At 69.2% G+C, this 24,219-nt stretch carries 17 protein-coding genes and 2 pseudogenes; 10 read left to right on the forward strand and 9 right to left on the reverse strand.

Translation table 11 applies throughout. The annotated features are described in order from the left end of the window. Positions 1–55 precede the first annotated feature (55 nt). Positions 56–1,534: a sugar transferase gene (locus tag B5557_RS39650; RefSeq protein ID WP_099938289.1), complete on the reverse strand. Its 1,479-nt coding sequence runs from the start codon at positions 1,532–1,534 to the stop codon at positions 56–58. Between the two features lie 1,042 nt (positions 1,535–2,576). Between B5557_RS39650 and B5557_RS39655 the strand changes: the two genes are divergently transcribed. Beyond that, positions 2,577–3,566, forward strand: a complete 990-nt coding sequence (locus tag B5557_RS39655) for an ornithine cyclodeaminase family protein (protein ID WP_079665245.1) — start codon at positions 2,577–2,579, stop codon at positions 3,564–3,566. A gap of 67 nt (positions 3,567–3,633) precedes the next feature. On the opposite strand, the gene B5557_RS39660 is transcribed toward B5557_RS39655, so the two are convergent. Then, complete coding sequence (locus tag B5557_RS39660) at positions 3,634–3,942, reverse strand: cupredoxin domain-containing protein (protein ID WP_231976148.1); 309 nt, start codon at positions 3,940–3,942, stop codon at positions 3,634–3,636. 230 nt (positions 3,943–4,172) lie between these two features. After that, positions 4,173–4,514: a hypothetical protein gene (locus tag B5557_RS39665; RefSeq protein ID WP_143688277.1), complete on the reverse strand. Its 342-nt coding sequence runs from the start codon at positions 4,512–4,514 to the stop codon at positions 4,173–4,175. A 238-nt stretch (positions 4,515–4,752) separates the two neighbouring features. Between B5557_RS39665 and B5557_RS39670 the strand changes: the two genes are divergently transcribed. Continuing rightward, the gene (locus B5557_RS39670; protein WP_079664029.1) at positions 4,753–7,464 is read left to right on the forward strand and encodes a Tn3 family transposase; all 2,712 of its coding nucleotides are present in this window, start codon (positions 4,753–4,755) and stop codon (positions 7,462–7,464) included. Positions 7,465–7,541: 77 nt separating this feature from the next. Next, positions 7,542–9,641: an NACHT domain-containing protein gene (locus tag B5557_RS39675; protein ID WP_231976510.1), complete on the forward strand. Its 2,100-nt coding sequence runs from the start codon at positions 7,542–7,544 to the stop codon at positions 9,639–9,641. Positions 9,642–9,734: 93 nt separating this feature from the next. Here the strand turns inward: B5557_RS39675 and B5557_RS39680 are convergent, their stop codons facing one another. Then, positions 9,735–11,456, reverse strand: coding sequence for a SpoIIE family protein phosphatase (locus tag B5557_RS39680; RefSeq protein WP_143688278.1), 1,722 nt, complete (start codon positions 11,454–11,456; stop codon positions 9,735–9,737). Positions 11,457–11,805: 349 nt separating this feature from the next. On the opposite strand from B5557_RS39680, the gene B5557_RS39685 reads away from it, so the two are divergent. Next, positions 11,806–12,402: a recombinase family protein gene (locus B5557_RS39685; protein WP_079664032.1), complete on the forward strand. Its 597-nt coding sequence runs from the start codon at positions 11,806–11,808 to the stop codon at positions 12,400–12,402. A 13-nt stretch (positions 12,403–12,415) separates the two neighbouring features. On the opposite strand, the gene B5557_RS39690 is transcribed toward B5557_RS39685, so the two are convergent. Together B5557_RS39690 and B5557_RS44025 are read right to left on the reverse strand one after the other, a co-directional pair. Further along, positions 12,416–12,853, reverse strand: a complete 438-nt coding sequence (locus tag B5557_RS39690; RefSeq protein WP_079664033.1) for a hypothetical protein — start codon at positions 12,851–12,853, stop codon at positions 12,416–12,418. A gap of 79 nt (positions 12,854–12,932) precedes the next feature. Beyond that, entirely contained in the window at positions 12,933–13,100 is a 168-nt protein-coding gene (locus B5557_RS44025) for a hypothetical protein (RefSeq protein ID WP_159424481.1), read from the reverse strand. An 84-nt stretch (positions 13,101–13,184) separates the two neighbouring features. On the opposite strand from B5557_RS44025, the gene B5557_RS39695 reads away from it, so the two are divergent. From B5557_RS39695 to B5557_RS39705, 3 genes are read left to right on the forward strand one after another with little or no spacing between them, the layout of a single operon-like run. Then, entirely contained in the window at positions 13,185–14,012 is an 828-nt protein-coding gene (locus tag B5557_RS39695) for a ZIP family metal transporter (RefSeq protein WP_079664034.1), read from the forward strand. Beyond that, positions 14,012–14,320: a Chromate resistance protein ChrB gene (locus tag B5557_RS39700; RefSeq protein WP_331716810.1), complete on the forward strand. Its 309-nt coding sequence runs from the start codon at positions 14,012–14,014 to the stop codon at positions 14,318–14,320. Before B5557_RS39695 ends, B5557_RS39700 begins: the two co-directional genes overlap by 1 nt. 26 nt (positions 14,321–14,346) lie before the next feature. Further along, a complete protein-coding gene (locus B5557_RS39705; RefSeq protein ID WP_079664036.1) occupies positions 14,347–15,507 on the forward strand; it encodes an MFS transporter in 1,161 nt (386 codons plus the stop codon). Here the strand turns inward: B5557_RS39705 and B5557_RS46395 are convergent. From B5557_RS46395 to B5557_RS39715, 3 genes and pseudogenes are all read right to left on the reverse strand, one after another. Then, the gene (locus tag B5557_RS46395; protein WP_443031373.1) at positions 15,398–15,766 is read right to left on the reverse strand and encodes a beta-galactosidase; all 369 of its coding nucleotides are present in this window, start codon (positions 15,764–15,766) and stop codon (positions 15,398–15,400) included. The two genes, B5557_RS39705 and B5557_RS46395, sit on opposite strands and share 110 nt — an antisense overlap. Then, positions 15,751–15,948 (reverse strand): annotated as a pseudogene (locus tag B5557_RS46400) (beta-galactosidase); the annotation flags it as partial. The gene B5557_RS46395 and the pseudogene B5557_RS46400, both read right to left, overlap by 16 nt. 80 nt (positions 15,949–16,028) lie before the next feature. Continuing rightward, a pseudogene (locus B5557_RS39715) lies at positions 16,029–16,541 on the reverse strand (carbohydrate ABC transporter permease); the annotation flags it as partial. 785 nt (positions 16,542–17,326) lie between these two features. Here B5557_RS39715 and B5557_RS39720 point away from each other — a divergent pair. The 3 genes from B5557_RS39720 to B5557_RS39730 all read left to right on the forward strand — a co-directional run bounded on the left by B5557_RS39720 (position 17,327) and on the right by B5557_RS39730 (position 23,875). Continuing rightward, entirely contained in the window at positions 17,327–19,021 is a 1,695-nt protein-coding gene (locus B5557_RS39720) for a hypothetical protein (RefSeq protein WP_231976150.1), read from the forward strand. 677 nt (positions 19,022–19,698) lie between these two features. Next, the gene (locus B5557_RS39725; RefSeq protein WP_231976151.1) at positions 19,699–21,294 is read left to right on the forward strand and encodes an arabinofuranosidase catalytic domain-containing protein; all 1,596 of its coding nucleotides are present in this window, start codon (positions 19,699–19,701) and stop codon (positions 21,292–21,294) included. A 130-nt stretch (positions 21,295–21,424) separates the two neighbouring features. Next, positions 21,425–23,875 carry an RICIN domain-containing protein gene (locus tag B5557_RS39730; RefSeq protein WP_231976152.1) on the forward strand — a complete coding sequence of 817 codons (2,451 nt, stop codon included), beginning with the start codon at positions 21,425–21,427 and terminating at the stop codon, positions 23,873–23,875. The last annotated feature ends 344 nt before the right edge of the window (positions 23,876–24,219 follow it).

The raw sequence follows: 24,219 nt of genomic DNA on the forward strand, positions 1-24,219 counted from the left end.
TTGCGGCCTGCGGTCCGCCTCTCGGCGGGACCGTCGAGTTGCAGCCCCCCGCGCATCAGTACGCCCCCTGACCTGAGAGCACCGCACGCAGCGTCTTCCACAAGATCACTGTGTCCAGGGCGAGCGACCAGTCCTCCACGTACCGCAGGTCGAGGCGTACCGCCTCCTCCCAGGACAGGTCGCTGCGTCCGCTGATCTGCCACAGGCCGGTGAGGCCAGGCTTGACCAGCAGCCGCCGCCGGATGTCCGGGCCGTACGCGGCGGACTCCTCCGGCAGCGGGGGCCGCGGACCGACGAGCGACATCGATCCGGTGAGCACGTTGAAAAGCTGCGGGAGCTCGTCGAGCGAGTACCGGCGCAGCACCGCTCCCACCCGGGTCACCCGCGGATCCCGACGGAGTTTGAACAGCAGGCCGGCGCCCTCGTTGCGGTCGGCCAGTTCGGCACGTGCCCGGTCGGCCCCGGCGACCATGGTGCGGAACTTGAGGATGGTGAACTCGCGGCCGTCCTTGCCGACCCTGCGCTGGCGGTAGAACGCCCCACCCCGACTGTCCACCAGCACGAGCAGCGCGACGAACATCATCAGCGGCGCGAACAACATCAGCAGAAACGTTGCGCCTATTCGATCGACCACCCCTTTGACCGCCCGGCGGCCCCCGGTGAAAGTCGGCATGCTGACCCGCAGCAGCGGGATCCCGAGCACCGCGTCGACGTGCAGCCGCGGGCCGGCCACCTCCATCAGCACGGGGGCCACGACCATCTCGGCGTCGCTGCCCTCAAGGTTCCACGCCAGCCGCTGCAGCCCGTCCGGTGACCAGTGCGGGTCCGGGGTGACCGCGACGACACGGTAGCCGTCGCGGTGGACGTGGTAGGCGACGTCGGCCAGGCGGCCCACGATCGGCACGCCGTCCACGTGGTCGCCGTCGAGGTCGAGACCGTCCGTCGTGCACACCGCGTCCACCCGCCAGCCGAGGTGCGGGAATTTACGGGTCCGGGTGATCAGGTCGCGCACGGTGGCCGGGCTCCCGGCGGCGAGCACCGGTCTCAGGCAGCGGCCTTCCTTGCGCTGTTTGTGCAGCGACAGGCGCAGCAGATACCGCGTGGTCATGGTGACGATCGCGATCGCGGGGATCGCGACGAAGATCCAGAGCTTGATGTTGCGCGAAGTGAGAGCGATCCCGCCGAGCGCCAGTACGACGGTCGCCGTGAACAGTGAGCGTCCGAGCCGGCGGAATTCCTCGGCACCCTGGCCGAGTACGGCCGGAGCCCACGACCGGCTCACCGCGAGCGCCCCCAGCACCAGCAATTCGGTGCCGAATGCGAGAATCACCCATTTCTCGTGCCAGTTGGCCGCGTCCCGGGCCCCGAAGAAGTTCCCGATCGCCACCACCACGAACGCGGTGGCCACGGTGTCGCTGGTGATCACGGTACGGCGGTACCGCTGCTCCCATTCGATGGCGGGCCGGCTGATGGCCCCGTTCGCCATATGGTCGCGCGCCGACGGAAACGGGCTGACTACACCCCCTTGCCGCACAGAACCCCCCAGGTTCCCCAGTGGTTCGACGTGTTCGCCCAACACTGTTCCTCCCCCCGGGAGGCCCCCGCCCCCCGTCCTGTTCCTCCCCTCGGGAGGCCCCCGCCTCCTGTGCCGCGCTCCTCCTCCCCTCGGGAGGCCCCCGCCTCCCGCGCACGACATGCCAGCTGTTGCAGAGTTACTTGGACAACCCACCCGGGCGGCAGCGGACTCGCAGGTCCTGCCCGTCTCCCGGGGTACGAGGGACCCCGTCGAAAACCTCGGGTGCTCCCCGCACCCAAGGCCCCTGTCGGGCTCCCAGAGTTGATCACCCCCACGTCGGCGCCGGGGACGAGACTGCTGGTTTTCTGTAGCACCGGACGTATGGTCATTAGCGGTCGCTTACTGCTCGAACCGCTGAAGCACGGTCAATCTAGACCATGCGGCACGGTAATGAAGAGGGGATGTGTGTAATTTGTGTTCAAGCTTTGAGACTTGATCTACCGGCCGGTGACGGCCTGCGGATGCCTTGACACCACCGCGCGGCTCCGGCGGCTCGCCAGGCCTCCGGCCGCGGCTTCTGTACGGCAGTGATCTACGACCCGCGGTGACCCTTCTGCGGCGCCCGGCTCGGCGTCGGCTTCTCGCTGGTCGGGGCATGTCCAAAGGCGAGCGCAGCCGCCTGGAGGTCGGGGTGCGCGGCACGATGCCGATCCCCGCGCTGAGGGAAGGGTCGCCCACACGGTCAGTCGGCGCTCGAAGGACGAGGGGGCGGATCTGACCGAAATCTGTTTACGCCGTTTTGACGCACATCGACCCACAGCGCCTGACCGGAGGACCAAAACCGGGGCGCCGGCCTGGCTCGGCGCGGCTCGGCTCGTGGCCGCCGTACCTCGATGCCATTCCCCGCGTCTGCGGCACGATCCGCCGGACAGGCCCTAAAACACTTGGAGATGGACGTGCGCATGAAGGCGGCGTGTCGGAGCCGGGAGTCGGAAGCTGCGGGCGAAGCTTCGACGGAGCGGTCGTCGGCCGGATGACCGCGTTCCGGAGGTTGCACCGCATGCTTGTTCTCGGGCGATCACAGGTCGAGGCTCTGCTCGATGTGGACACACTGATCGATGCCTTGGCCGCGGCGATGGCGGACCTCAGCGCGGGCCGCGCGTCGGCACCCGACCGGGTCGCCGCCCTGGTGCCCGGACGCGACGGGTTCCTGGCGGCCATGCCCGGCTTCGTGCCGTCGGCCGGGGTCCTCATGAGCAAGCTGGTCTCCCTGTTCCCGCGCAATGCCGGGACCGAACTGCCGACCCACCAGGCGCTGATCGTGGTGTTCGACCCGGACACCGGCGAGCCTGCGGCGTTGCTGGACGGTACGGCCATCACCGCGGCGCGGACCGGCGCCTGCTCGGCGCTGTCCGCGCGGCTGCTGGCCCGCGAGGACGCGTCGGTGCTGGCGGTCCTGGGCACCGGCGTGCAGGCCCGGTCCCACGCCCGCGCCATGTGCCGGGTCCGCCCGATCCGGCAGATCCGCGTGGCCGGCCGGGACCCGGCGAAGGCAGCCGCCCTGGCCGAGGAACTGTCGTCCGAACTGGAGACGGACGTCAGGGCGGTGTCCACCTACGCCGAGGCGCTCGACGGCGCCGACATCGCCGCCGCGACCACCCACTCCCTCGAACCGGTGATCCGCCGCCCCTGGCTGGCGCCCGGGGTGCACATCACCTCGGTCGGGTACAACCCGGCCGGACGCGAGGTCGACGATGCCACGATCGCCCAGTCGCTGGTCTGCGTGGAATCGCGGCAGGCAGCGCTGGCCCCCTTCCCCGCGGGCAGCAACGACCTGCTGACCCCGATCCGCGACGGTCTCATCACGGCCGAGCATATTCACGCCGAACTGGGCGAACTCGTCTCCGGCAGCAGAGCGGGACGTGCCTCGACGGACCAGATCACCCTCTATAAATCCGTCGGGGTTGCCGTGCAGGACGCCGTGGCCGCGGGCCTGGTCGTCACCGCTGCCCGCCATCGGGCCATCGGCGAGGAGATCACGTTGCAGTGACGCCGTTGTCCGGCTCGCGGCCCCGATGGCCGGTGCCGCACGCGTCGCCTGCCGCGTCCCGGTGGCGTCAGCTTTGTTTCGCGTCGTCGGAGGGCGTGGCTGTCGCGGCGGCGGAGCGGGAGCCGACCAGGAGCAGGCACAGGACGGCGACGCCGGCGATGACGCCGGCCAGGACCAGCAGAGGGTCCAGGGGGTGGTGGACGCGGTGGGGCAGTCGCTCGCAGGCGGCCGCCGTGACGACGATCCGCGCGGTCATGCCGGGGTGGACGGTGCAGACGTAGCCGTACGTTCCGGCGGTGGTGAAGGTGTAGCTCCAGCTGCCGCCCTTGTTCGGCATCGGCGAGTGCAACGAGGCCGGGCCCGAGGTGGTCTCCACGTCGTGCGGCGCGGCATGTGAACTCCGCGGCGATGAGCAGACACAGGCGGTCTGCGGGGCGGATGCGGGACAGGGCGAAGCCGGTGGTGCGGCGCAGCGGGCCGTAGGCAACGCCAGTGGTGCCGAGGACGAGGAGGCTGGTGTCGGTGGGTTCGACGACGCGCAGGGTCAGCGTCGCGGGAACCAGCCCAGAGTCAGTCGGCCGACCTCGACCGTCGTCTCGGGGACGGTCACGCCGACGGATGACGCGCGCCGCCGCCCGCGGACATGTCGCCGACGGGCGGTGTCCAGGAGCCGTCCGACGTTCCGCGCCCCGAACCGTCGGGATCGGTGCCGGTGGGGCCGGAACCGTTTCGGTCGGACGGCGCCATGGGGCCCCGGCAGCCGGAGGGGCGGCGACGTTCACGCTCTGGCCGGCGGGGGGCGCCGATGCCCGACGCATACCCGAGGACGACGACCACCGCCGCGACGAGCGCGCCGGCGACCGGCCATGGAGGAATCGTGAATGCGAACAGGCCGGCCATTATTTCTTCGCCGAATTCACTTGCCTGCATATGCGGCCATGCGCGCATTTGAGTGCGGCGGACTCGGTAATCGCATTCACATCAGCTGCCGCCGATACCGAGGGCGGTGAGCAGAACCACGACGAGGGTGGCCACGGCGAGCACGCCCCGGAGTCCTGGCTCAGACACCAGGGAGCAAGTAACCCGCGGGTAGGTTAGGGCGGTTCAGATCCGCCGTTTCCCGACGTCGGGCACCTCGTTGAGCCGACCGGGTGAGCGCCCGGAGGTCGACAGCAAGGGGACGGGTGTGCGGCAGGAGTGGTCGCCGGAAGACGTAGTGGCGAACTGGACGCTGGTGGATGGCGACTGGGACTTGGTGGCGAACAAGTCCGGCCCGACCCGACTCGGCTTCTGCCTGATGCTCAAGTTCTTCGAGATCGAGGCCCTTCACCAGCCCGGCAACGTACTCCACGGCGGGCTGTGGGAACTCCTCAATGAAATCCGGGAACCGGGCCTGGTGGCCGCGCGGGGCCGGTGGGAGAGGGCGTTCTGTACCCGGACCATCGAGCGCCTGGGCGACGCGGGTACGGCCCGGCTGCTGGCGCTGGTCGCGGAGGACAACGAGGACGGCACCGCCCTGCTGGCAGCGCTCAAGCGCGACCCGGGCGCGGTCGGGCTGGAATCCCTGCTGACGGAGATCACCAAGCTGAACGATGTCCGCAGGCTCGGCCTGCCCGAGGGGCTGTTCGCGGACTGCTCGGAGAAGCTGCTGGCCGCGTGGAGGGTGCGGGCGATCAAGATGTATCCCTCGGACTTCCGGGACACCGCTGAGGATGTTCGGATCACGCTGCTCGCGGCGCTGTGTTCCTCCCGGCAGGCGGAGATCACTGACGCTCTGGTGGATTTGCTGGTCGCCTTGGTTCAGAAGATCAACGCTCGTGCCGAGCGGCGGGTGGAGAAGCAGTTGACGGCGGAGCTGAAGAAGGTCCGTGGCAAGGAGGGGATCCTCTTCAGGCTCGCCGACGCCGCGATCGGCAAGCCGGACGAGATCGTGCGCACGGCTTTGTACCCGGTCGGGGAGAAGACGTTGCGTGACCTGGTCGCCGAGGCGAAGGCGAACCAGAAGGTCTTCAAGGCCAAGGTCCGCACCACACTCCGGTCGTCGTACAGCTCGTACTACCGGCAGATGCTGCCGCCGCTGCTGAATACACTGGGCTTCAAGTGCAACAACACCGCCTACCGGCCGGTGATGGACGCGCTGAAGCTGCTGGCCAAGTACACCGACGTCGACGGCAAGACCCGCTTCTACGACCCCGCCGATGAGGTGCCGATGGACGGCGTCGTACGCAAGGACCGGCGCGAGGCCGTCGTCGACGGCAAGGGCAAGGGCAAGGCCGAGCGCATCCCGTACGAGCTGTGTGTCCTGGTCGCGCTGCGGGATGCGATCCGCCGCCGCGAGATCTACATCGAGGGCGGGCTGCGCTGGCGCAACCCGGAGGACGACTTGCCCGGCGACTTCGAGGCCACCCGCACCGTGCACTACGCCGCGATCCGCCAGCCGATGGATCCGGGGGAGTTCGTCGCCAGCCTGAAGCGGCGGATGACGGACAGCCTGGCCCGGCTGTCGGCGGCGCTCGCGGACGGGTCGGCGGGCGGGGTGAAGGTCACCACCCGCAAGGGCGAGTCATGGATCACCGTGCCCAAGCTGGAGCCGCTGGACGACCCCACCGGCCTCCAGGCCCTCAAGGACGAGGTCGTACGCCGGTGGGGCGTCCTCGACCTCCTGGACGTGCTGAAGAACGCCGACTTCCTCACCTCCTTCACCGACGAGTTCACCTCGGTCACCGCCTACGAGCGCATCGACCGCGCCACCCTCCAGCGCCGTCTGCTACTCGCCCTATTCGCACTGGGCACGAACATGGGCATCCGGGCGATCGTGGCGACTGGCGAGCACGGCGAGACGGAGGCCGCGCTGCGGCACGTGCGCCGGCACTTCATCACCGTGGACAACCTGCGCGCCGCCGTGACCAGGCTGGTGAACGCCACGTTCGCCGCCCGTGATACCGCATGGTGGGGCCAGGGCACGGCATGTGCGTCGGACTCGAAGAAGTTCGGGTCCTGGTCGTCGAACTTCATGACCGAGTACCACGCCCGCTACGGTGGCAACGGCGTGATGATCCACTGGCATGTGGAGCGGAAGAACGTCTGCATCTACTCCCAGCTCAAGAGCTGTTCGTCGTCCGAGGTCGCGGCGATGATCGAGGGCCTGCTACGGCACTGCACGGACGCCGAGATCGAGTCGAACTACGTCGACACGCACGGCGCGAGCGTCATCGGGTTTGCCTTCACCGAGCTGCTGAACTTCCGCCTGCTGCCCCGGCTGAAGAACATCGGCAGCATTCGCCTGTACCGGCCAGACGACACCCCACCCGGCTGGCCATCGCTCGGTGGCTCGCTGACCAGGTCGATCCGCTGGGACCTGATCGCCCAGCAGTACGACCAGGTGATCAAGTACGCCACCGCCCTGCGCCTGGGCACGGCGGAGTCGGAACAGGTGCTGCGACGCTTCACCCGCGGCGGCCCTAAGCACCCTATCTACCAGGCCCTCGAAGAGCTGGGCCGCGTGGTGCGCACGATCTTCGCATGCGACTACCTCGCCAGTCCCGGCCTGCGCCGCGAGATCGACGGCGGGCTCCAGGTCGTGGAGAACTGGAACTCGGCGAACACCGTCCTGCATTGCGGCAAGGATGGCGCCCTGACCGGCCCGGACAAGGAGCACGCCGAGACCTCGATGCTCGCCCTGCACCTTCTCCAGTCGAGTCTGGTGCACATCAACACCCTGCTAGTCCAGCAGGTGCTCGCCGAACGGGCGTGGGCGAAGAAGCTGAGCGACGAGGATCGACGCGGGCTGACCGCGCTGTTCTGGTCGAACATCAATCCGTACGGAACCTTCCGGCTTGATATGGGCACCCGCCTGGACCTGGGCAGCCTTCCCGCACGTCAGCCCACCCGCAGCTGAGCAGGGGCGACACTGTGGAAGCTGGAGGGCGCCAGCACCGGTACGCGTGGCGGGCAGCGCTGACTGCTGCGGTGCTGATGGTGATGCTGTGCGCGGCGTGGGTGGGACAAGCACTGGCGCGTAACCAGTTGAAGCCACAGGACACGGCCAGTGTGATCGGGCTGCTGATCGGGACGATTGGCGTGGTGCAGAGCCTCGTCGCACTGCGCCGTCGGCCCGAGACAGATCTGGAGACCGCGGCCGATCGACTGGCTGGCTGGGTGAAGAACTCTGAGGGCGCGCAGTGGCACCAACTGCTCGGCGGGGACCGGGTGCCCATCGACGTCACGTTCTCCTTCCACTCAACCGAGAGCCGTGCTGCGTCCGTACCATCCGCGCCATCTGGACACCTGCAGGGGGTGATCGATGATTTTCGGGCCACTCACCCGCGTCGGGTCGTGATCACCGGAGGTCCTGGGGCCGGCAAGACCGTCCTGGCAACAAAGCTGCTCCTGGCGCTCCTCGCGGAGCGGACCGCCGACGATCCGGTGCCGGTGCGTGTTGCCCTGGCCAGTTGGGATCCCGCGGTGCCCTTGAGGAAGTGGCTTGTCAGCCGCTTGATCCAGGACTTCGACCGCGATCCCCAGGTGGCCCGAGATCTCGTGGAGCAGGGCCGCATCCTGCCTGTCCTGGATGGGCTCGACGAGATGGACGCCTCTGCCACACCCCTGCGCGATTCGAGAGCACGGGAGGCGCTGAGGGCGCTGGATGCCTACCAGGACGGAGTCGAGGGCGCGCCTTTCGTGCTCACCTGCCGTACCGCCTTCTACGAAGACCTGGCCGCGGCGGGGCACCATGCGCTGGACACGGCCCGCATCGAACTCGCTCCCGTGACCGCGACGCAGGCGCACGCTTATCTGACCTCGCGCCGGGCCCGCCACCCCGAACGCTGGGATCCGATCCTTGACGCTCTACGCACCCACCCGGGCGGAGCACTCGCCTGTTCTCTGTCGACGCCCTGGCGGCTGACCCTCGCCGCCACCGTCTACGCCGAAGCCGGCGACCCCTCCGAGCTGCTGGCACGCACGTCCCCATCCGAACTGGACGAACACCTGCTCGCCCGGTACATCCCCGCCGCCACACAGGTCCACGCCCAGACCGCTGTGCACTACACCTCGTCTCAGGTTCACGGCTGGCTCGCCTGCCTGGCGCGGTACCTGGAAGCCGGTGCAGATTCCACCGCCGAGTCGCGCGGTACGGCCGGTCCGGCTAGTGAGCTGATCCTTCACAGGCTGTGGCCACTGGCTGGCCGATGGTGTGTGCGCGCAGTTGATGCGGCCTTGTCTCTTCTGATCTTCTTGCCGGGTGCGGCACTGTTCTATGGGCAGATCCCGCAGGTGACCTCCGCCACGGGAAAGCACGTCGCTGCCGCCGGAATCGGCGCCGTCGCGTTTGTTCTGGTCTGTAGAGCCGGGCGCCGCGGCACACCACAACCCGCTGCCATGCGATGGCCCAGGCGCGGTACACCCGCGAGGCGCCGGCTGGCCTTTCGCCGACGAAGGGTGGGCGTGATGGTCGGGCTTGCGACGGGTCTCGCGGTGGGGCTTGCCCTTGTTCTTGTCCCTGTGGCCAATTCTGACCTCACGTTCGGAGGGCCCTTTGGCGCCGCAGTCACGTATGCGTTCGTGCTCAGTCTCACCGTCGGGCTCGTCTTCGGCATCGTGGCCGCACTCACGACGCGGCCGGGAGACAACGCAGCGCAGGATGCTCCCGATCCGTGGGGGCCGCTGCGCGCTGACACGCTGGCCGGAGCTCTCTCCGCGCTGGCGTACGGAGCGACGCTCAGCCTTTTACTTGGACTCGCAGAGGGTCTCGCGCCGAGCTCGCAGTGGCTCATGTCGGCGCTGGCGTCCGGGACGAACTACGGAACACTTGTCTACGACCCGGCAAGCGGGTTCATGTCAGGACTTGAGTCCGGCGTGACATACGGGCTGGCGCTCGGGCTCTTGGTCAGTTCTATTCGGATGGCAGCCGGTCGCCGATACGTAGCGTTCTTGCTGTGCGCACGGGCACGGCTGCCATGGCGCTTGGGAGACTTCCTCGCCTGGTCGTGCGACGCGGGGCTGCTGCGCACATCCGGGAGCACATATCAGTTCCGCCACCGCGAGTTGCAGGAGTGGTTGGCCCGACACCCGTGAACCCTCTGGGGTGCGAAGGTCTCGCTCTCGACCGCCAACCATTTGTCCTGTCGCAGCGAAGGTTGGGTCATTCTCAAGCATGAGTAGTGCGGGTCACTCGGTCTCGTCGTGCTGGCGGGCAGCGAGGACCGCGACGTCGTCCTCGTACGCACCGTTCGCCAGGCGGGCCAGGAACGTGTCGAGCATGTCGTCCAGAGGGCCGTCCGCGGGCAGGCTCAGCGCCTCAAGCGCCTGCACCGATACGTCGATGTCTGTGCCGCGTCGTTCCACCAGTCCATCGGTGTAGAGCACCAGCGTGGTGCCGCGGTCCATCCGGACGGTGAGCGGTTCGTAGCCGCCGAGTCCGGTGCCGATGGGCGGACCAGCCGGGAGCCACAAGACCTCGATGCTGCCGCCCGGTCGCAGGACGGCCGGCGGCAGATGCCCTGCGCTGGCCACCGTGCAGGTGCCCGCCCGCGGATCCATGACCGCGAGAAGACAAGTGGCGAGGCGGTCCAGCCCGAGCTGCGCGACCTGACGGTCGAACTCGCCGAGGATCTTGTCGACACCCGTGCCGGCAGTGGCAATGGTGCGCAGTAGGGAGCGGTACTGGCTCATGGCGACAGCGGCCTGAAAGCCGTGGCCCATCACGTCGCCCATGACCAGCAGGGTGCGGGAGTCCGGCAGGGGAATTGAGTCGTACCAGTCCCCACCGACCAGGACGCTGCGGCCGGAGGGAAGGTAGCGGGTGGCCACTTCCACAGCAGGATGGGGGGTGCGGGGTTCGGACAGCAGGGCCCGTTGGAGTTCCAGCGCCATGGTGTGTTCGTAGCTGTAGCGGCGTGCGCTGTCGATGGAAAGGGCGGCCCGGTCGGCCAGAGCCTGGATCGTCACGATGTCGTCGTCGTCAAAGGGCTGCGATGCGCTTGCCCGACCCAGAAGGACGACGCCGACCGGGCGGCCTGCCGTGATCAGGGGGGCGATGAGAAGCGAATGGATGCCGGCCGCGCGGAAGATTCTGGTTCGTTCGGGGTCTACGGTCACCTTCTCAAATAGCTCATCCGAAGCCAGGTTGCCCAGCCATGGCCGCCCGCTGTCCAGGCAATGCCGTGTGGCGACGCCACGGGGAACGTCGACGTACGGTCCTGGTCCGCCCATCTGGTGCAGCAGCCATTCCATCCCAGGGGGCGCTGAACCCCTCACCTTGCGCAGCCGCAGGAAGCCTGGAGGAGGCGGGGGAGCACCGGTGAACTCTTCCTCTACGATTCCCACCGCGGCCATGTCGGCCAGCGAGGGGGCCAGGAAGTCGACCAGCTCCTGGCACGTAATTTCGATGTCGAGCGTGGTGCCGACGCGCGTGGCCGCGGCATCCAGCAGGGCAAGCCGCTGATGGGCAGTCTCCAGGTCGTCCAGATAGCGGCGCAGATTACTGATCTCCACGCCGATCCCGCACAGACACGCATCCTGTCCGGGCAGATCCACCCGGTGATATACCGCTCGCCAGAGACGCTGCCCCAACGGCGAGGAGACCCCTGTCGTACCTGAGATGGTTGCCTCCCGAGGTTCCCCGTCGGCGAGCACCTCCAACAGAATGTCGTCCGGCCTTTGGAGGTCCGGCAGCACTTCCCCAAGAGTTCGTCCCAGGAACGCGGCGGCTGGCAGGCCACTGACCTTGACCCACGCCGGATTGACGTACAGATGGCGCAGCTGCGCGTCGAGAAAGACGATGGGGGCCAAGGTCCCCTCTACAAGCTGACGCGCCGGAAGGCCATCGCCCTCCGGAAAGTGCCACTGCGGCATGGGGCCCTCACCGTTCACAGGTTCCCTCTCTGTCATCACTGGAGCCAATGCATACCCCGTCGATGGAGTGACCTCTCGCTTGAGCGTCCTCGGTGGTCAGGGCCGCAGGGCTGCCACTGTCCGGCGTTCGGTGCATCGCCCTGATCTGCGTACTTAACCATCGGTGAGAAGAGCCGCCAGTCAGCAATCTTCGCTGCGAACCGCTCAGCCTTGCTGCGAGAGGTCACCATTCGCTTCGCCTGTTCTGGCCACCGAAGTGTCGGCAAACGACCGTCTGTCGACACTCGGGCCCGTGATCACGAACCCGCAGGTGGGTAATGTCGGCAACTCGCGTCGGAAATCAACGTCGGTGAACGGTGGAGCCGATTGATTCCGACATACGCTCATCGGCTACGCGCGGGTCTTGACCGCCGATCAGAACCACGATCATCAGATCGACGCCCTGCTGCGGGCCGGCGTCGACCGCGACAACATCCACGTCGACACCGCCAGCGGCGCGAAGGCATCCCGGCCGAAGCTCGACCTCGTGCTCCAGTTGCTGCGAGAGGGCGACACGTTGAAGGTCACCCGGCTCGACCGGCTCTCCCGCTCGGTGCTCCACATGGTGATGCTCGGCGCGGACCTGCGTGAGCGCGGCATCGGGCTGCACGTCATCGAGCAGGGCATCGACACGTCCACGATGGAGGGCCGGGCGATGTTCGGGATGCTGTCGGTGCTCGCCGAGCTCCAGCGCGAGCTGATCGTGGCGAACACCAACGACAGGCTCGCCTCCGCACGGGCGCGCGGCCGCGTCGGCGGACGTCGGCCGAAGCTCACAGCGGACCAGGCCGCGCTCGCCCAACGCCTCTACGACGAGCGGGAGAAAACCGTCCAGCAGATCGCCGACATGCTCGGCGTGCCCCGGTCGACGGTGTACGGACACCTCGACAAGACCAAGACCGTCCCCCGTCAGCCCAAGAAGAGCGCCACCACCAAGACCTGAACCCACCACCGGGTTACTTGCTCCCTGGTGTCTGAGCTAGGACTCCGGGGCCGAGCACGCCGTGCGCCAGGACCGCGGGCAGCGGGAAGTGCCGTTCGGCAGGAACGGTCCCCTCCGTCCCCGCAGCGCCGTCGGCCGGGGCGGCCGTGACCGAGGAACGGGACCGGTGGACGGGGATCCAGCGGGCCAGCATCGTGAAACCCAGCAGGGCGACCGGCAGCAGCAGGCCGAAGGCGGTCCAGGCCAGGGCGTCCTTGTCGGCCACGACGTAGATGATCCACACCACCAGGCCGATCGCGGCCAGCGCGAAGTGCCCGAAGATCACCGGTGCGGGCAGGCGGCTGGCACCGGACTGCTGCTGCCGGATGCCGCCGCGTCGGATCCACGTACCGAGCAGGTAGAAGCCGCCCAGGGCGGTGACCACCCAGGCGATCAGTGCGGCGATGTCCATGACGAACTCCTCAGCGATGGATGGTTGGCAGGCGGCCGACCGGCACCGGACGCCGAGAGAAGGGTGCGGTCGGGTCTGATCAGGCTCGGCCGGCGTCGCCCGGCACGTATCCCTCGGCCTGCGTGCTCTCGTCCGCGACCCGCACGCCGTAGCGGTAGGCGAGCTTGCCGCCCAGGAACCCCGAGAACGCGCCGCGGGGCGGGGCGGGGCGGAGCGGAGCGCAAGGAACAAGCCAAGCATTTCTCAAAATCGCCTACAGAACCTATTAGGTAAGGCTTACCTCGCCTAGGTTCGGGGTGTACTTCTCCGCTCATCCAACTGGAGTCCCCCTATGTCCGGTTCCCAGGTGGCCCTGCTCGGCGCCATCGCAGGGTTCACCATCTACCTCGGCCTGCCCCTCGGCCGCCTGCGCAACCCGGACCCACGGCTGCGCGCAGGTCTGAACGCCGTGGCCATCGGCATCCTGATATTCCTGGTCTGGGACGTCCTGACACATGCCTGGGAGCCGGTCGACGACGCGCTGGGCAAGCACGACTGGGGCACCGTGGCCTCCGGGGGCCTCACCCTCGCCGTGGGCCTCGGAGTCGGGCTGATGAGCCTGGTGTACTACGACGGCTGGATCGCCCGCCGTGCGGTCTCCGACCGGCGACCCGTCGGCCCCGGTGCCGCCGCGTCCGCCGAGCTGGCCCCCGGAGTCCGCAGCCAGGCCGGCTCGCTCGCGCTGATGATCGCCACCGGCATCGGCCTGCACAACTTCGCCGAGGGCCTGGCCATCGGCAACTCCGCCGCCCAGGGCGAACTCTCCCTCGCCGTACTCCTCATCATCGGCTTCGGCCTGCACAACGCCACCGAAGGGTTCGGCATCGTCGCCCCGCTGGCCGCCGAGGGCGAACGACCCTCATGGTCCACGCTGCTGCTGCTCGGCCTGATCGGCGGCGGTCCGACCTTCCTCGGCACCGTGGTCGGCCAGCACCTCGTCAACGACACGGTGTCGATCGCCTTCCTGGGGCTGGCCGCGGGGTCGATCCTCTATGTGGTCGTCGAGCTGCTGGCCGTCGCGCGCAAGGCCGCCCTGAAGACCCTGACCACCTGGTGCGTCCTGCTGGGCCTCGTCCTCGGCTTCGCCACCGACGCCGTCGTCACCGCCGCCGGGGCCTGATGAATCGTCCAGCGGGCCAGGGGATCTTGGCCGTTCCGGATGTGCCAGTCTTCGCCGACGGCATCGGCCGGGCGATCACGCTCAGGGAGCGGGCCGGCGGGCAGGCCATGTCCTTGAACGCCTCAGGGCGCAGCGCCGAGGACGCGGCCCGCTTCCGGGTGCTGTACACCGCCGCCCGGTCCGCGTACTGGCCGGAGTTCCTGTCCGCCTGCGGCACGCTGGAGCGGCCGCGGCGCCGGCACCGCGACGTCTTCGCCGCTCCGCACCGGACGCCGGCTCCGCACCGGACATCGGAGGGGCAACAGTGAGCGGGCGGGCCGCCCCGCCCCGGCAGATGTGGCCGCTGTACGCGGCCGGGTTCACCACCGCCTTCGGCGCGCACGGCATCGCCGCCAACCTCGGCGGTCACACGGAGGACGCGGTCACCTCCCTGTTGGTGCTCGGCGGGCTGCTGGCCCTCTACGACGGTGCCGAGGTCGTCCTCAAGCCGCTCTTCGGCACGCTGGCCGACCGCGTCGGCGCCCGCCCCGTGCTGCTCGGCGGGCTCGCCGCTTTCGCCGTCGCGTCCGCGCTGTACGTCGTCGCGGACAGCCCGGGCTGGCTGTGGGCCGCCCGTCTGGGCCAGGGGGCCGCGGCCTCCGCGTTCTCGCCGTCCGCCTCCGCGCTGGTCGCCCGGCTCAACCCGGCGGCGAAACACGGGCGGGCCTTCGGCAGCTACGGCTTCTACAAGGCCATCGGCTACACCCTCGGTCCGCTGCTCGGCGGCGTCCTGGTGTGGGCCGGGAGTCTGCGGCTGCTGTTCGCCGTCCTCGCGGGGCTCGGCGCGGTGGTCGCCGCCTGGGCCGCGCTCGCCGTTCCCGTCGTACCGCCGCTGCCCAAGGCCCGGCAGACGGTGCTGGACCTGGCCCGGCGGCTGGCCGACCCCGCCTTCCTCGCCCCGACGGCCGCGCTCGCGGCGGCGACCGCGGCCTTGTCGGTCGGGGTCGGTTTCCTGCCGGTCTCCGGCCGCGTCGCCGGGCTGGGCACAGTCGCGACCGGGGCAGCCGTGTCGGTGCTCGCCGCCTGTGCCGCTGTCGTCCAACCGCGCGCTGGTCGTGCTCTGGACGACGGCCGTCTCACGACTCGTTCCGGCCTGGCGGCGGGACTGCTGGCCACCGCTGCGGGTCTGGCCTGCGCGATGCTGCCCGGCCTGACCGGCATCCTCCTCGGTGCTGCCCTGATCGGCGTCGGCACGGGGCTGATCACCCCGCTCGGCTTCGCCGCGCTGGCGACGAGCACGCCTGCCGAGCGTCTCGGCCAGACCATGGGCGCCGCCGAACTGGGCCGCGAACTCGGTGACGCGGGCGGGCCCTTGCTCGTGGCCGCCGTCGCCTCGTTCGCCACCCTCACCTACGGATTCGGGGCGCTCGCGGCTCTGATCGGGACGGGGGCGGTGGTCGCGTTCGTCCACCGTCGCTCTGTGCCGGCCGTGCCCGGGCCCGGGACGGAAGGGTGAACGGACGTACGAGGTGCGTCAGTTGTGGTGCCGACGCCGTAGAGGGTGGTGCCGGAAAGAGCCCGGTGACGCGTCGGCGAGTCGGCCCGGAGTCCTGCGTCCGGCAACGGCGCCAGTCCAGCCGATGGGTGGGGTTGGGGACGGCGCCGGTGGCGCGGGGCGGCAGGATCTGGTCCCAGTCGTAGTACCACTGGCTCCAGAAGATGGTGCCCCAGGCGTGGTTGAGGGTGTCCAGGTCGTCGTCGTAGCGGGCGCGCAGCCAGGTGCGGAACGCGGCGGCGGTGGGGTGGCCAGGTCGGCGGCGATGCCGTTCTCGTGGAGCAGGTCGAGGATCCGGTCCATACGGGCGAAGTCGTAGACACCCTCGGACGGTTCGAGCAGCGCCCAGGAGAAGATGTTGACGCTGACCATGGTCACGCCGGCCTCGGCCATGAGGCGCATGTCCTCGGCCCAGACCTCCTCGGACCACTGCTCGGGGTTGTAGTCGCCGCCGTAGGCGAGGCCGGGCAGGCGAAGGCGGCGCTGACGAACTGGCGCTGGAGGACGAAGTACACGATCAGCGTGGGGATCGCGGTGAGCAGGGCGCCGGCGGCGACCAGGTTGGGGTCGGTGAAGTACTGGCCGGAGAGGTTGTTCAGGGCCGAGGTGATCGGCATGTTCTCGCCGGTGGAGATCAGCACGATCGCCCGGAAGAAGTCGTTGTAGATCCAGATGGACAGCAGGGTCGCCAGGGCGGCCATCGCGGGCTTGCACAGCGGCAGCACGATCTGCCAGTACAGGCGCCACACGGACGCGCCGTCGACGAGCGCGGCCTCGGTCAGCTCGTGCGGCAGCGAACGCATGTAGTTGGCCAGCACGAACGCGCAGAAGCCCGACTGGAAGGCGACGTGGATCAGGACCAGGCCGAGCGCGGAGTCGTACAGCTTGCCGCTCACGGTGATGCCGGGCAGGTCGACGAGCAGGTACAGCCGGTACAGCGGGGTGATGATGACCTGCTGCGGCAGCAGGTTGCCGGCCGTGAAGACGAGCAGCAGAAGATCGTCCGCATCAACTGATCGGCTGACACCCACTCGTCGTCGACTGCGCGCAGGGCCTCCTGGCCGCTCGGGATCGCAACGCGAACCAAGCGTCAGGAGGCCCTGGTTGCCGGTGCACGACGCCAGGCGGCCCGGTCGAGGAGCCGGCGGCGACGCCCGCGTCCGACGGGCACCTTCCCCGGTCAGGCGCTCTCTGTCTGCCTCTGGAAGAAGCCCGGCTTGTTCGGTGAGTACGACACCCGAAGGTTTTTCGTCTGCTGAGGTGCCCGCCTTGCATGTGGCTGATCTGTGGAAATAGCCTCTGCCAAAGCCGGGGGAGGGTTGCTGGCCCGGGAATGGTCCGGATCATGGTCGGAGGCGCGATCCGACTCATGTCCGCAGTCCGCTTGGGTAGGAGGCCCCAGCCCGGATCCCCCACCGATTCCGGAGCGGTTCAGTGCATGATGTCGGCCTCTTGTTGGCGCTGGCGCTGTCAGCAAGCTGCGCAGTCCGCGCAGCGTGGTTCAACGCTGCCGCAGCGGGCGGGAGGAGAGCTGATACGGGCGTGCTACGCGACGGCGTCGGCGCATCGACCGATCGGTCCGGGCGTCCGGTGGCGGCACGCGGGAGAGCCGGCCGACGGGCCGAGGCGCTGAAGCGGTGCGCGACAGGCGAGTGGGCACGAGGGACAGGAGAGGCCCGGCCGTGACGCCCGAGCAGGTCCGCGACTTTGAGGAGCCCTCAGGGCAACGAAATTCCTCGGCGGGCTCGCACGGCGTCCGTACCACACCGGGAAAGTTGATATGTCCATACAGTCCTCCACTCTGTCCGCCCCCGCCTCACCGCAACCAAGGCCAACGCCACCGCCACCGCCACCGCCACCGGCACTGCGCCGGTCGCCCGGAGCGGCGAGGTACCGCGTCCCGCTCCTCGCCATCGCCGCCGTCCTCCCCCTGTACTGGGGGTGGGACGCCGTTCTTGCGACGGACGGCGGCGACCTCGCCGCGCAGTACGCGTGGGCGGGGTTCGTGGGCAGGCACCCGGACACGCCGTACGGCCTTTTCTGGTTCGGCGGGATCCACACCGTCAACTACAGCGTCATATCACCGCACTTGATGGCGCTGCTCGGCGTCCGTGCTGTCTCCGTGATATCCGGGATCAGCGCCACCTGGATGCTGGCCGTACTGCTGGAGCGCACCGTTGCGCGCGTGCCGCTGTGGCCCGCGCTGGTCGGTGCGTTGGGCCTCTGGTACAACGTCGTGCTCGGCCGCACCACGTTCGCCCTCGGCCTGGCCTTCGCTCTCGCGGGTCTGCTTGCCGTGGCCGACCGTGCGCCCCGGCCCGCCCGGCTTGCCGTCGCCGTGTTCGGGGCGCTGTTCGCGACCATGGGCAGCCCGGTGGCCGGGCTCTTCCTGCTGGTGGCAGGTGCCGGATATCTGGTCGCGCGGCAGTACGGCAAGTGTCTCGCCCTGACTCTGCCGCCCGTCGCCGTCGTCGGCGCGACGACCCTGCTCTTCCCCTTCCAGGGCGAACAGCCCATGGCCGCGGGCCGCATGATCCTGCCCGTGCTGCTTTCCGCCGCCGTGGTGTGGGCAGCCCCCCGCACGTGGCGGGTGGTGCGGGCAAGCAGCGCCCTGTACGCCGCCGGGGTCGTCCTGACCTGGCTGGTCCCCTCTCCGATCGGCAACAACGTGGAGCGGCTCGCCCTGCTCTTCGCCCCCGCGGTGCTGCTGGCGGCCGCGCTGCACCGCCGCTCCGGAGCCACCCGGAACGGCGTACGTCGAGCCCATGTGCGCGCGATGACGCTGGTGACCGCTCTCTCCGTCTCCTATCTCTGTGTGACGTCGCTGATGCATCTGCGGAGCCCGGACCCGGTGCCGGGCTGGGTCACGCACACCGACGGAGTGCTCGCCGCGCTCGCCCGGCTGGGCGCGAACCGCGGCCGGGTCGAGCTGCCGACGGATCGCGACCATCGTGGAGCCACCCTCCTCGGCCCGCACGTCGAACTGATGCGGGGCTGGAATCAGCAGTTGGACGTGGAACGGGGACGCCTGTTCTACGAGGGCGAGCTCGACGGGCCGCGTTACCACGCCTGGCTGCGCCAGTGGGCGGTGGGCTACGTCGTCCTGCACGACGGCACACCAGACCGGTCCGCGGAGCGTGAGACCGCTCTGATCAAGGAGGGACAGGACTGGCTGGAGCTCGTCTGGCACGACCGCTACTGGAAGATCTATCGCGTTCGCGACACTCTGCCGCTGGTCTCCGCCCCGGCCGAGCTGGAGCATGCGGGAGAGGCGGAGCTGACGCTGAGAATGCCTCGCGCTGGGACGAGCACCGTGCGGATCGCGTATTCGCCGTGGTTGCGGGCCGAGGGAGCGTGCGTCAGCGCGGCCGGCCCGTGGACCCGGCTGACCGTGCCCCGGGCAGGCGTCTACCGACTGACCTCGGACTATGTCGCAGGGCCTGTCGACGAGCGCGGCTGCCGGCCGGCCGGGTGAGGGACACCCGTCTCCGCCGGGTACGCGTTCCACGGGTCCAGAACAGGCGCCCTGGCGGCTCGGGGCGGAAGAAGGATGCCCAAGTGCCATGAGCCACGGGGAGCGGTGTCGGGCTGCCGGGAACCGTCAGGCGTTCCGCGTCTCACGTTCTACCGGAACGTGTGGGGCGAACCGATTCCACGCAAGCGCTTCGACGGGCAGCTACGACTGGTGGAGTGCGGGGCCGATGGCATGCCGCGCGGCGAAGGCGGCGCCGGCGCGTGGGCCGAGGAGCCGGCGCTTCGGCCAGTGCCTTCCCGACCGGCCTTCCGTCATCCGCGTTCGGCGGCTGCATCCCTGTTCACCGGCGTGATGGGCAGGCGCGCGGTGGGCCGGGCCCGGCTGCCGGACACACCTGCGCGGTGGGAGGTCACACCACCATCCGCATGCCCGCACACCGAAACAATTCGAGCGAGCGATCGGTTCGGAACCACTGGAATCAGCCGTCGAACCGATTCCGCGACAAGGTTCGCAGCGGGGACCTCCACACCCTTGACAGCCCGTGAAGCCGGGAGCACCGTCTCCCCCCGAAACCTCTCTGCAATCTCGCCGCACACACGGCACCTCCAAGCGCTTCCGGATTGTCAGCGCCACCAACACGACCCGATCGGGTTGCGTCGGCACGGTAGGGAGATCGGATGGGAACCACACGTACGAGACGCCACCCGCTGGCCGGGCGCGGTGACGTGCGACGGTTACTCGCGGCGCTACGGCGCCGTGGCAGGCCGGACAACGTGCCGTACCGGGCACACGTCCCTGTGCCGGAGTGCTCGTCCGGCTCCCGTCGGAGAGTGTTCGCCCGTGCGGGGGCCGCGGCCGTGCTCGTGGTCGGCACGCTGGCCGGCACCACGGCCACGGCGGGTACGGCCCGTGCCGACACGTCCGGGCCGTGCGACATCTACGCGGCAGGCGGTACACCCTGCGTGGCGGCGCACAGCACGACGCGAGCGCTGTACGCCTCGTACAACGGGCCGCTCTACCAGGTCCGGCGTGCCTCGGACAACACCACCCGGAACGTCGGCGTCCTGAGCGCGGGCGGATACGCCGACGCCGCCGCCCAGGACTCGTTCTGCTCGGGGACCACCTGCCTCATCACGATCATCTACGACCAGTCCGGCCGCGGCAACAACCTCACCCAGGCGCCCGGGGGCGGTGCCGCCGGCGGCCCCGACAACCTCGCGAACGCGACCGCCGCGCCCACCACGGTGGGCGGCCACAAGGCCTACGGCGTTTTCGTGGCGCCCGGCACGGGTTACCGCAACAACCACACCAGCGGCATCGCGACCGGGGACAACCCCGAGGGCATGTACGCGATCTTCGACGGCACGCACTACAACGGCGGCTGCTGCTTCGACTACGGCAACGCCGAGACGGACAGCAACGACGACGGCAACGGCACCATGGAGGCCATCTACTTCGGCAACATCAAGGTGTGGGGCTACGGCGCCGGACCCGGCCCGTGGATCATGGCCGACCTGGAGAACGGCCTGTTCTCCGGGGTGAACCAGCACTACAACGCGAACGACCCGACCATCAACCACCGGTATACGACCGCCATCGTCAAGGGCGGCCCGAACCACTGGGCGATTCGTGGCGGCAACGCGCAGTCCGGCGGTCTGTCCACCTTCTACGACGGACCGCGTCCCAACGTCCCGGGCTACAACCCGATGCGGAAGCAGGGCGCCATCATCCTGGGCATCGGCGGCGACAACAGCAAGGGCGCCCAAGGCACCTTCTACGAGGGCGTGATGACCTCCGGCTACCCGTCGGACGCCACCGAGAACTCGGTCCAGGCCAATATCACCGCGGCCGGATACAGCAACTCCTCCGGCGGGACGAGCACCGGCGCGCTGCACGCGGTGGGCGCGGGCAAGTGCCTGGACGTGCCGAACTCGTCCACCACGGCCGGTGCGCAGCTGCAGATCTGGGACTGCAGCGGCGCCGCCAACCAGACCTGGACCCGCACGTCGTCGGGCCAGGTGACCGTCTACAGCGGCAGCAGCCAGATGTGCGTGGACGCTTACAACAACCAGACGTCCGCAGGCACCAAAGTGGTGACCTGGCCGTGCAACGGCGGTGCCAACCAGCAGTGGCAGCTGAACTCCGACGGCACCGTCACCGGCACCCAGTCCGGACTCTGCCTCGACGTCTCCGGCGCCTCCACCGCCAACGGCGCACTGGCCGAACTCTGGACGTGCAACGGTCAGTCCAACCAGCAATGGAGCCTCAGCTGAGACTGAGCGGCTCCGGCCGTGGCCGGCTCACCCCCGGCCACGGGCCGCCGCCACCGGATACAGGCCCCCCACCGCCGGATACCGGCCGCCCCGCACCACAGGCCCTATGCGTCCCCACTGGAGGATCACGATGTCCGGAGCCAGAGCGCTCCACGGCCTCTGGGCCGTCCCCTTGGCCCTGCTCGCCCTACTGGCCCAATGCCTGGCCACGACCGGGGCCGCGCACGCCGCACCCGCCGAGCGCCAGATCGCGGCCGCCGCCCTGTATGTGTCGCCGGGTGCGGCTCCCGGCGGGAACGGCACCGCCGAGCAGCCGTTCGCCACCATCGAGCAGGCGCAGCAGCCCGCGCACCGGCTCTCGGCCGACGCGGACGTCGTGGTCTACCTGGCCGGTGGCACCTACCGGCTGTCCAAGCCGCTGACCTTCGGCTCCGACGACGGCGGCCAGAACGGCCACACCATCACCTACCAGGCCATGGCCGGGCAGCAGCCGGTCGTGAGCGGTGCCCAGCAGCTCTCAGGTTGGCAGGTGCATGATCAGAACAGCAACATCTGGTCGGTCCACGTCGGCACCGGCGTGAACACGCGTCAGTTGTACGTGAACGGCAAGCAGGCACCGCGGGCGGCGATCCAGGTGACCCGCTCCAGCTTCACCTTCACGCAGACCGGCCTGACCATCACCGACTCCTCCCTCGACTACCTGGCCGGCCTCTCGGACCAGAAGCACATGGAAGTCGAGAGCATCAACTCCTTCACCGACCGCTACGCGCCGGTCCAGTCGATCAGCGGCAGAACGATCACCATGCAGCAGCCCGCGTGGAACAACAACTCCTGGGGCTACGACACGATCAACGCGCCGTTCGCCGGCGGGACGATGTACCTCGAGAACAACTACGCGTTCCTCAAGCAGGCCGGACAGTGGTACCTCGACTCGTCCACCGGCGACCTCTACTACCGGGCTCAGCCCGGGCAGAACCCCAACAGCCTCGACGTCCAACTGCCCCGGCTGCAGAGCCTGCTCGGCATCAGCGGCAGCTACGGTTCACCGGCGACCGGCCTGGGATTCACCGGCATCCGGTTCACCGGGACCTCCTGGCTCGGCCCGAGCGGACCCGACGGCTACGCGGACCAGCAGAGCGGCGCGCACATCACCGGTGCCTACGCGATGCCCGCCAACTGGCTGAGCACCTGCAAGTCGGGGTGCACGCAGTTCGAGGCCACCCGCAACCACTGGGCACAGATGCCCGCGGCCGTCCAGGTCTCCGCCGCCACCGGCATCACGTTCTCCGGCGACACGTTCTCCGAACTCGGGCAGGCCGGACTGGGTGTGGGCAACGACGGTGTCGCCACGGCCTCCGGCACCGGACTCGGCGCCAACGGCGTCACCGTCACCGGCAACACCTTCACCGACATCGCCGGCAGCGGCATCCAGGTCGGCGGCATCCAGCCGGACGCGCACCACCCCGGAAACCCGCAGATGACCAACCAGAACATCACCATCAGCAACAACAAGGTCAGTGGGACGGGCACCGACTACAAGGAGACCGCGGGCATCCTGTCCACCTACGTCACCAACGCGACGATCACCCACAACCAGTGCGACCACCTGCCCTACGACGGGATCGACATCGGCTGGGGCTGGGGGATGAACGACCCCGGCGGCAGCCAGGACTACGCCAACCGGGGCACGTACAACTATCAGCCCGTCTACAGCACTCCCACGACGCTGAAGAACAACACCGTCTCCCACAACCTGGTCTTCGACACCAAGAACGCGATGTTCGACGGCGGCAGCATCTACAGCCTGTCCGCCATGCCCGGCTCGGTGATCTCCGAGAACTACATGTACGACAACAACCGCACCACCGCGCTGTACCTGGACGAGGGCTCCCGGTACCTGAAGGTGTCCAACAACGTGGTGCAGGACGCCGGCAACTGGGCGCTCACCAACGCCAACGCGAACAACCACACCGACGACAGCACCTTCTCCGGCAACTGGTACAACGGCGGCAACACGTACGTGGCCACCGGTCCTCCGCACAACAACGTCCTCACCGGCAACGTCCTGGTCAGCGGGACCAACTGGCCTCAGGGCGCCAGGCAGGTCATCCAGCAGGCGGGCGTGCAGTCGTCGGGCGGCGGTGACGGCTTCCCCACCGGCTACCACCGGTTGGTGATCGGCAACAACGGTCTGTGCCTGGACGTGTACGGCAACTCCAGCAGCGCGGGCGCCGCGATCGACCAGTGGACCTGCAACGGGCAGAGCAACCAGCAGTTCGAGTTCGTGCCGGCCTCGGGCGGTTACGGGCAACTGCGGGCGCAGCACTCCGGGCAGGTCGTCGCGGTGGCGGGCGGCTCCACGACCGCAGGTACGCCCGACATCGTGCAGCAGGCCCCGGACCAGGCGGCCGCGAGCCTGTGGCTGCCGGTACGGCAGACCGACGGCTCGTACTCCTTCCAGAACAAGAACAGCGGCCTGTGCCTCGACGTCCACGGCGGCGGCAGCAACCTCGGCCAGCAGCTCGACCAATGGCCCTGCAAGAACACGGCCGGCAGCAACCAGGCCTTCACCCCCCGCTGACCGGCTCTCGTCCTCGTTCACCCCACCCACTGTCCCGCACCAGTGAGGAACGCTGATGAAGTACTCGTTACCCCCGCCGGCTGTAGGGCTCGGCAAAGAGCCCCGTCCGGATCTGGGACTCCAACGGCGGCGCCACCAGCACTGGAACGTCAGCTGAGGTGATCGGCGCGCAGCGCGCGCTCCTGCCCCCGGGCTGCTGAGGAGCACCGGTCGGGGCACCCGGAACGAACACCCGCGCCCGGCACGGCGGCCGTCGCCGGACGCGGGTTCCGGCGTGCCCTCGTGACGGTCTGACCAGGCAAAAACATGGGATGGATCGAATGTCGAGTCGTTCCGATTCTGCT

The sequence above is a fragment of the Streptomyces sp. 3214.6 genome (assembly GCF_900129855.1).
GTDB lineage: Bacteria > Actinomycetota > Actinomycetes > Streptomycetales > Streptomycetaceae > Streptomyces > Streptomyces soliscabiei.

Excerpts from the sequence above, each read along its gene's own strand:
- B5557_RS39655 (WP_079665245.1), top strand. The coding sequence starts at position 2,577 with ATGCTTGTTCTCGGGCGATCACAGGTCGAGGCTCTGCTCGATGTGGAC.
- B5557_RS39725 (WP_231976151.1), top strand. The coding sequence starts at position 19,699 with ATGGGAACCACACGTACGAGACGCCACCCGCTGGCCGGGCGCGGTGAC.
- B5557_RS39695 (WP_079664034.1), top strand. The coding sequence starts at position 13,185 with ATGTCCGGTTCCCAGGTGGCCCTGCTCGGCGCCATCGCAGGGTTCACC.
- B5557_RS39665 (WP_143688277.1), bottom strand. The coding sequence starts at position 4,514 with ATGCGCGCATGGCCGCATATGCAGGCAAGTGAATTCGGCGAAGAAATA.
- B5557_RS39720 (WP_231976150.1), top strand. The coding sequence starts at position 17,327 with ATGTCCATACAGTCCTCCACTCTGTCCGCCCCCGCCTCACCGCAACCA.
- B5557_RS39730 (WP_231976152.1), top strand. The coding sequence starts at position 21,425 with ATGTCCGGAGCCAGAGCGCTCCACGGCCTCTGGGCCGTCCCCTTGGCC.
- B5557_RS39705 (WP_079664036.1), top strand. The coding sequence starts at position 14,347 with ATGTGGCCGCTGTACGCGGCCGGGTTCACCACCGCCTTCGGCGCGCAC.
- B5557_RS39700 (WP_331716810.1), top strand. The coding sequence starts at position 14,012 with ATGAATCGTCCAGCGGGCCAGGGGATCTTGGCCGTTCCGGATGTGCCA.
- B5557_RS39690 (WP_079664033.1), bottom strand. The coding sequence starts at position 12,853 with ATGGACATCGCCGCACTGATCGCCTGGGTGGTCACCGCCCTGGGCGGC.
- B5557_RS39675 (WP_231976510.1), top strand. The coding sequence starts at position 7,542 with ATGGTGATGCTGTGCGCGGCGTGGGTGGGACAAGCACTGGCGCGTAAC.
- B5557_RS39680 (WP_143688278.1), bottom strand. The coding sequence starts at position 11,456 with ATGACAGAGAGGGAACCTGTGAACGGTGAGGGCCCCATGCCGCAGTGG.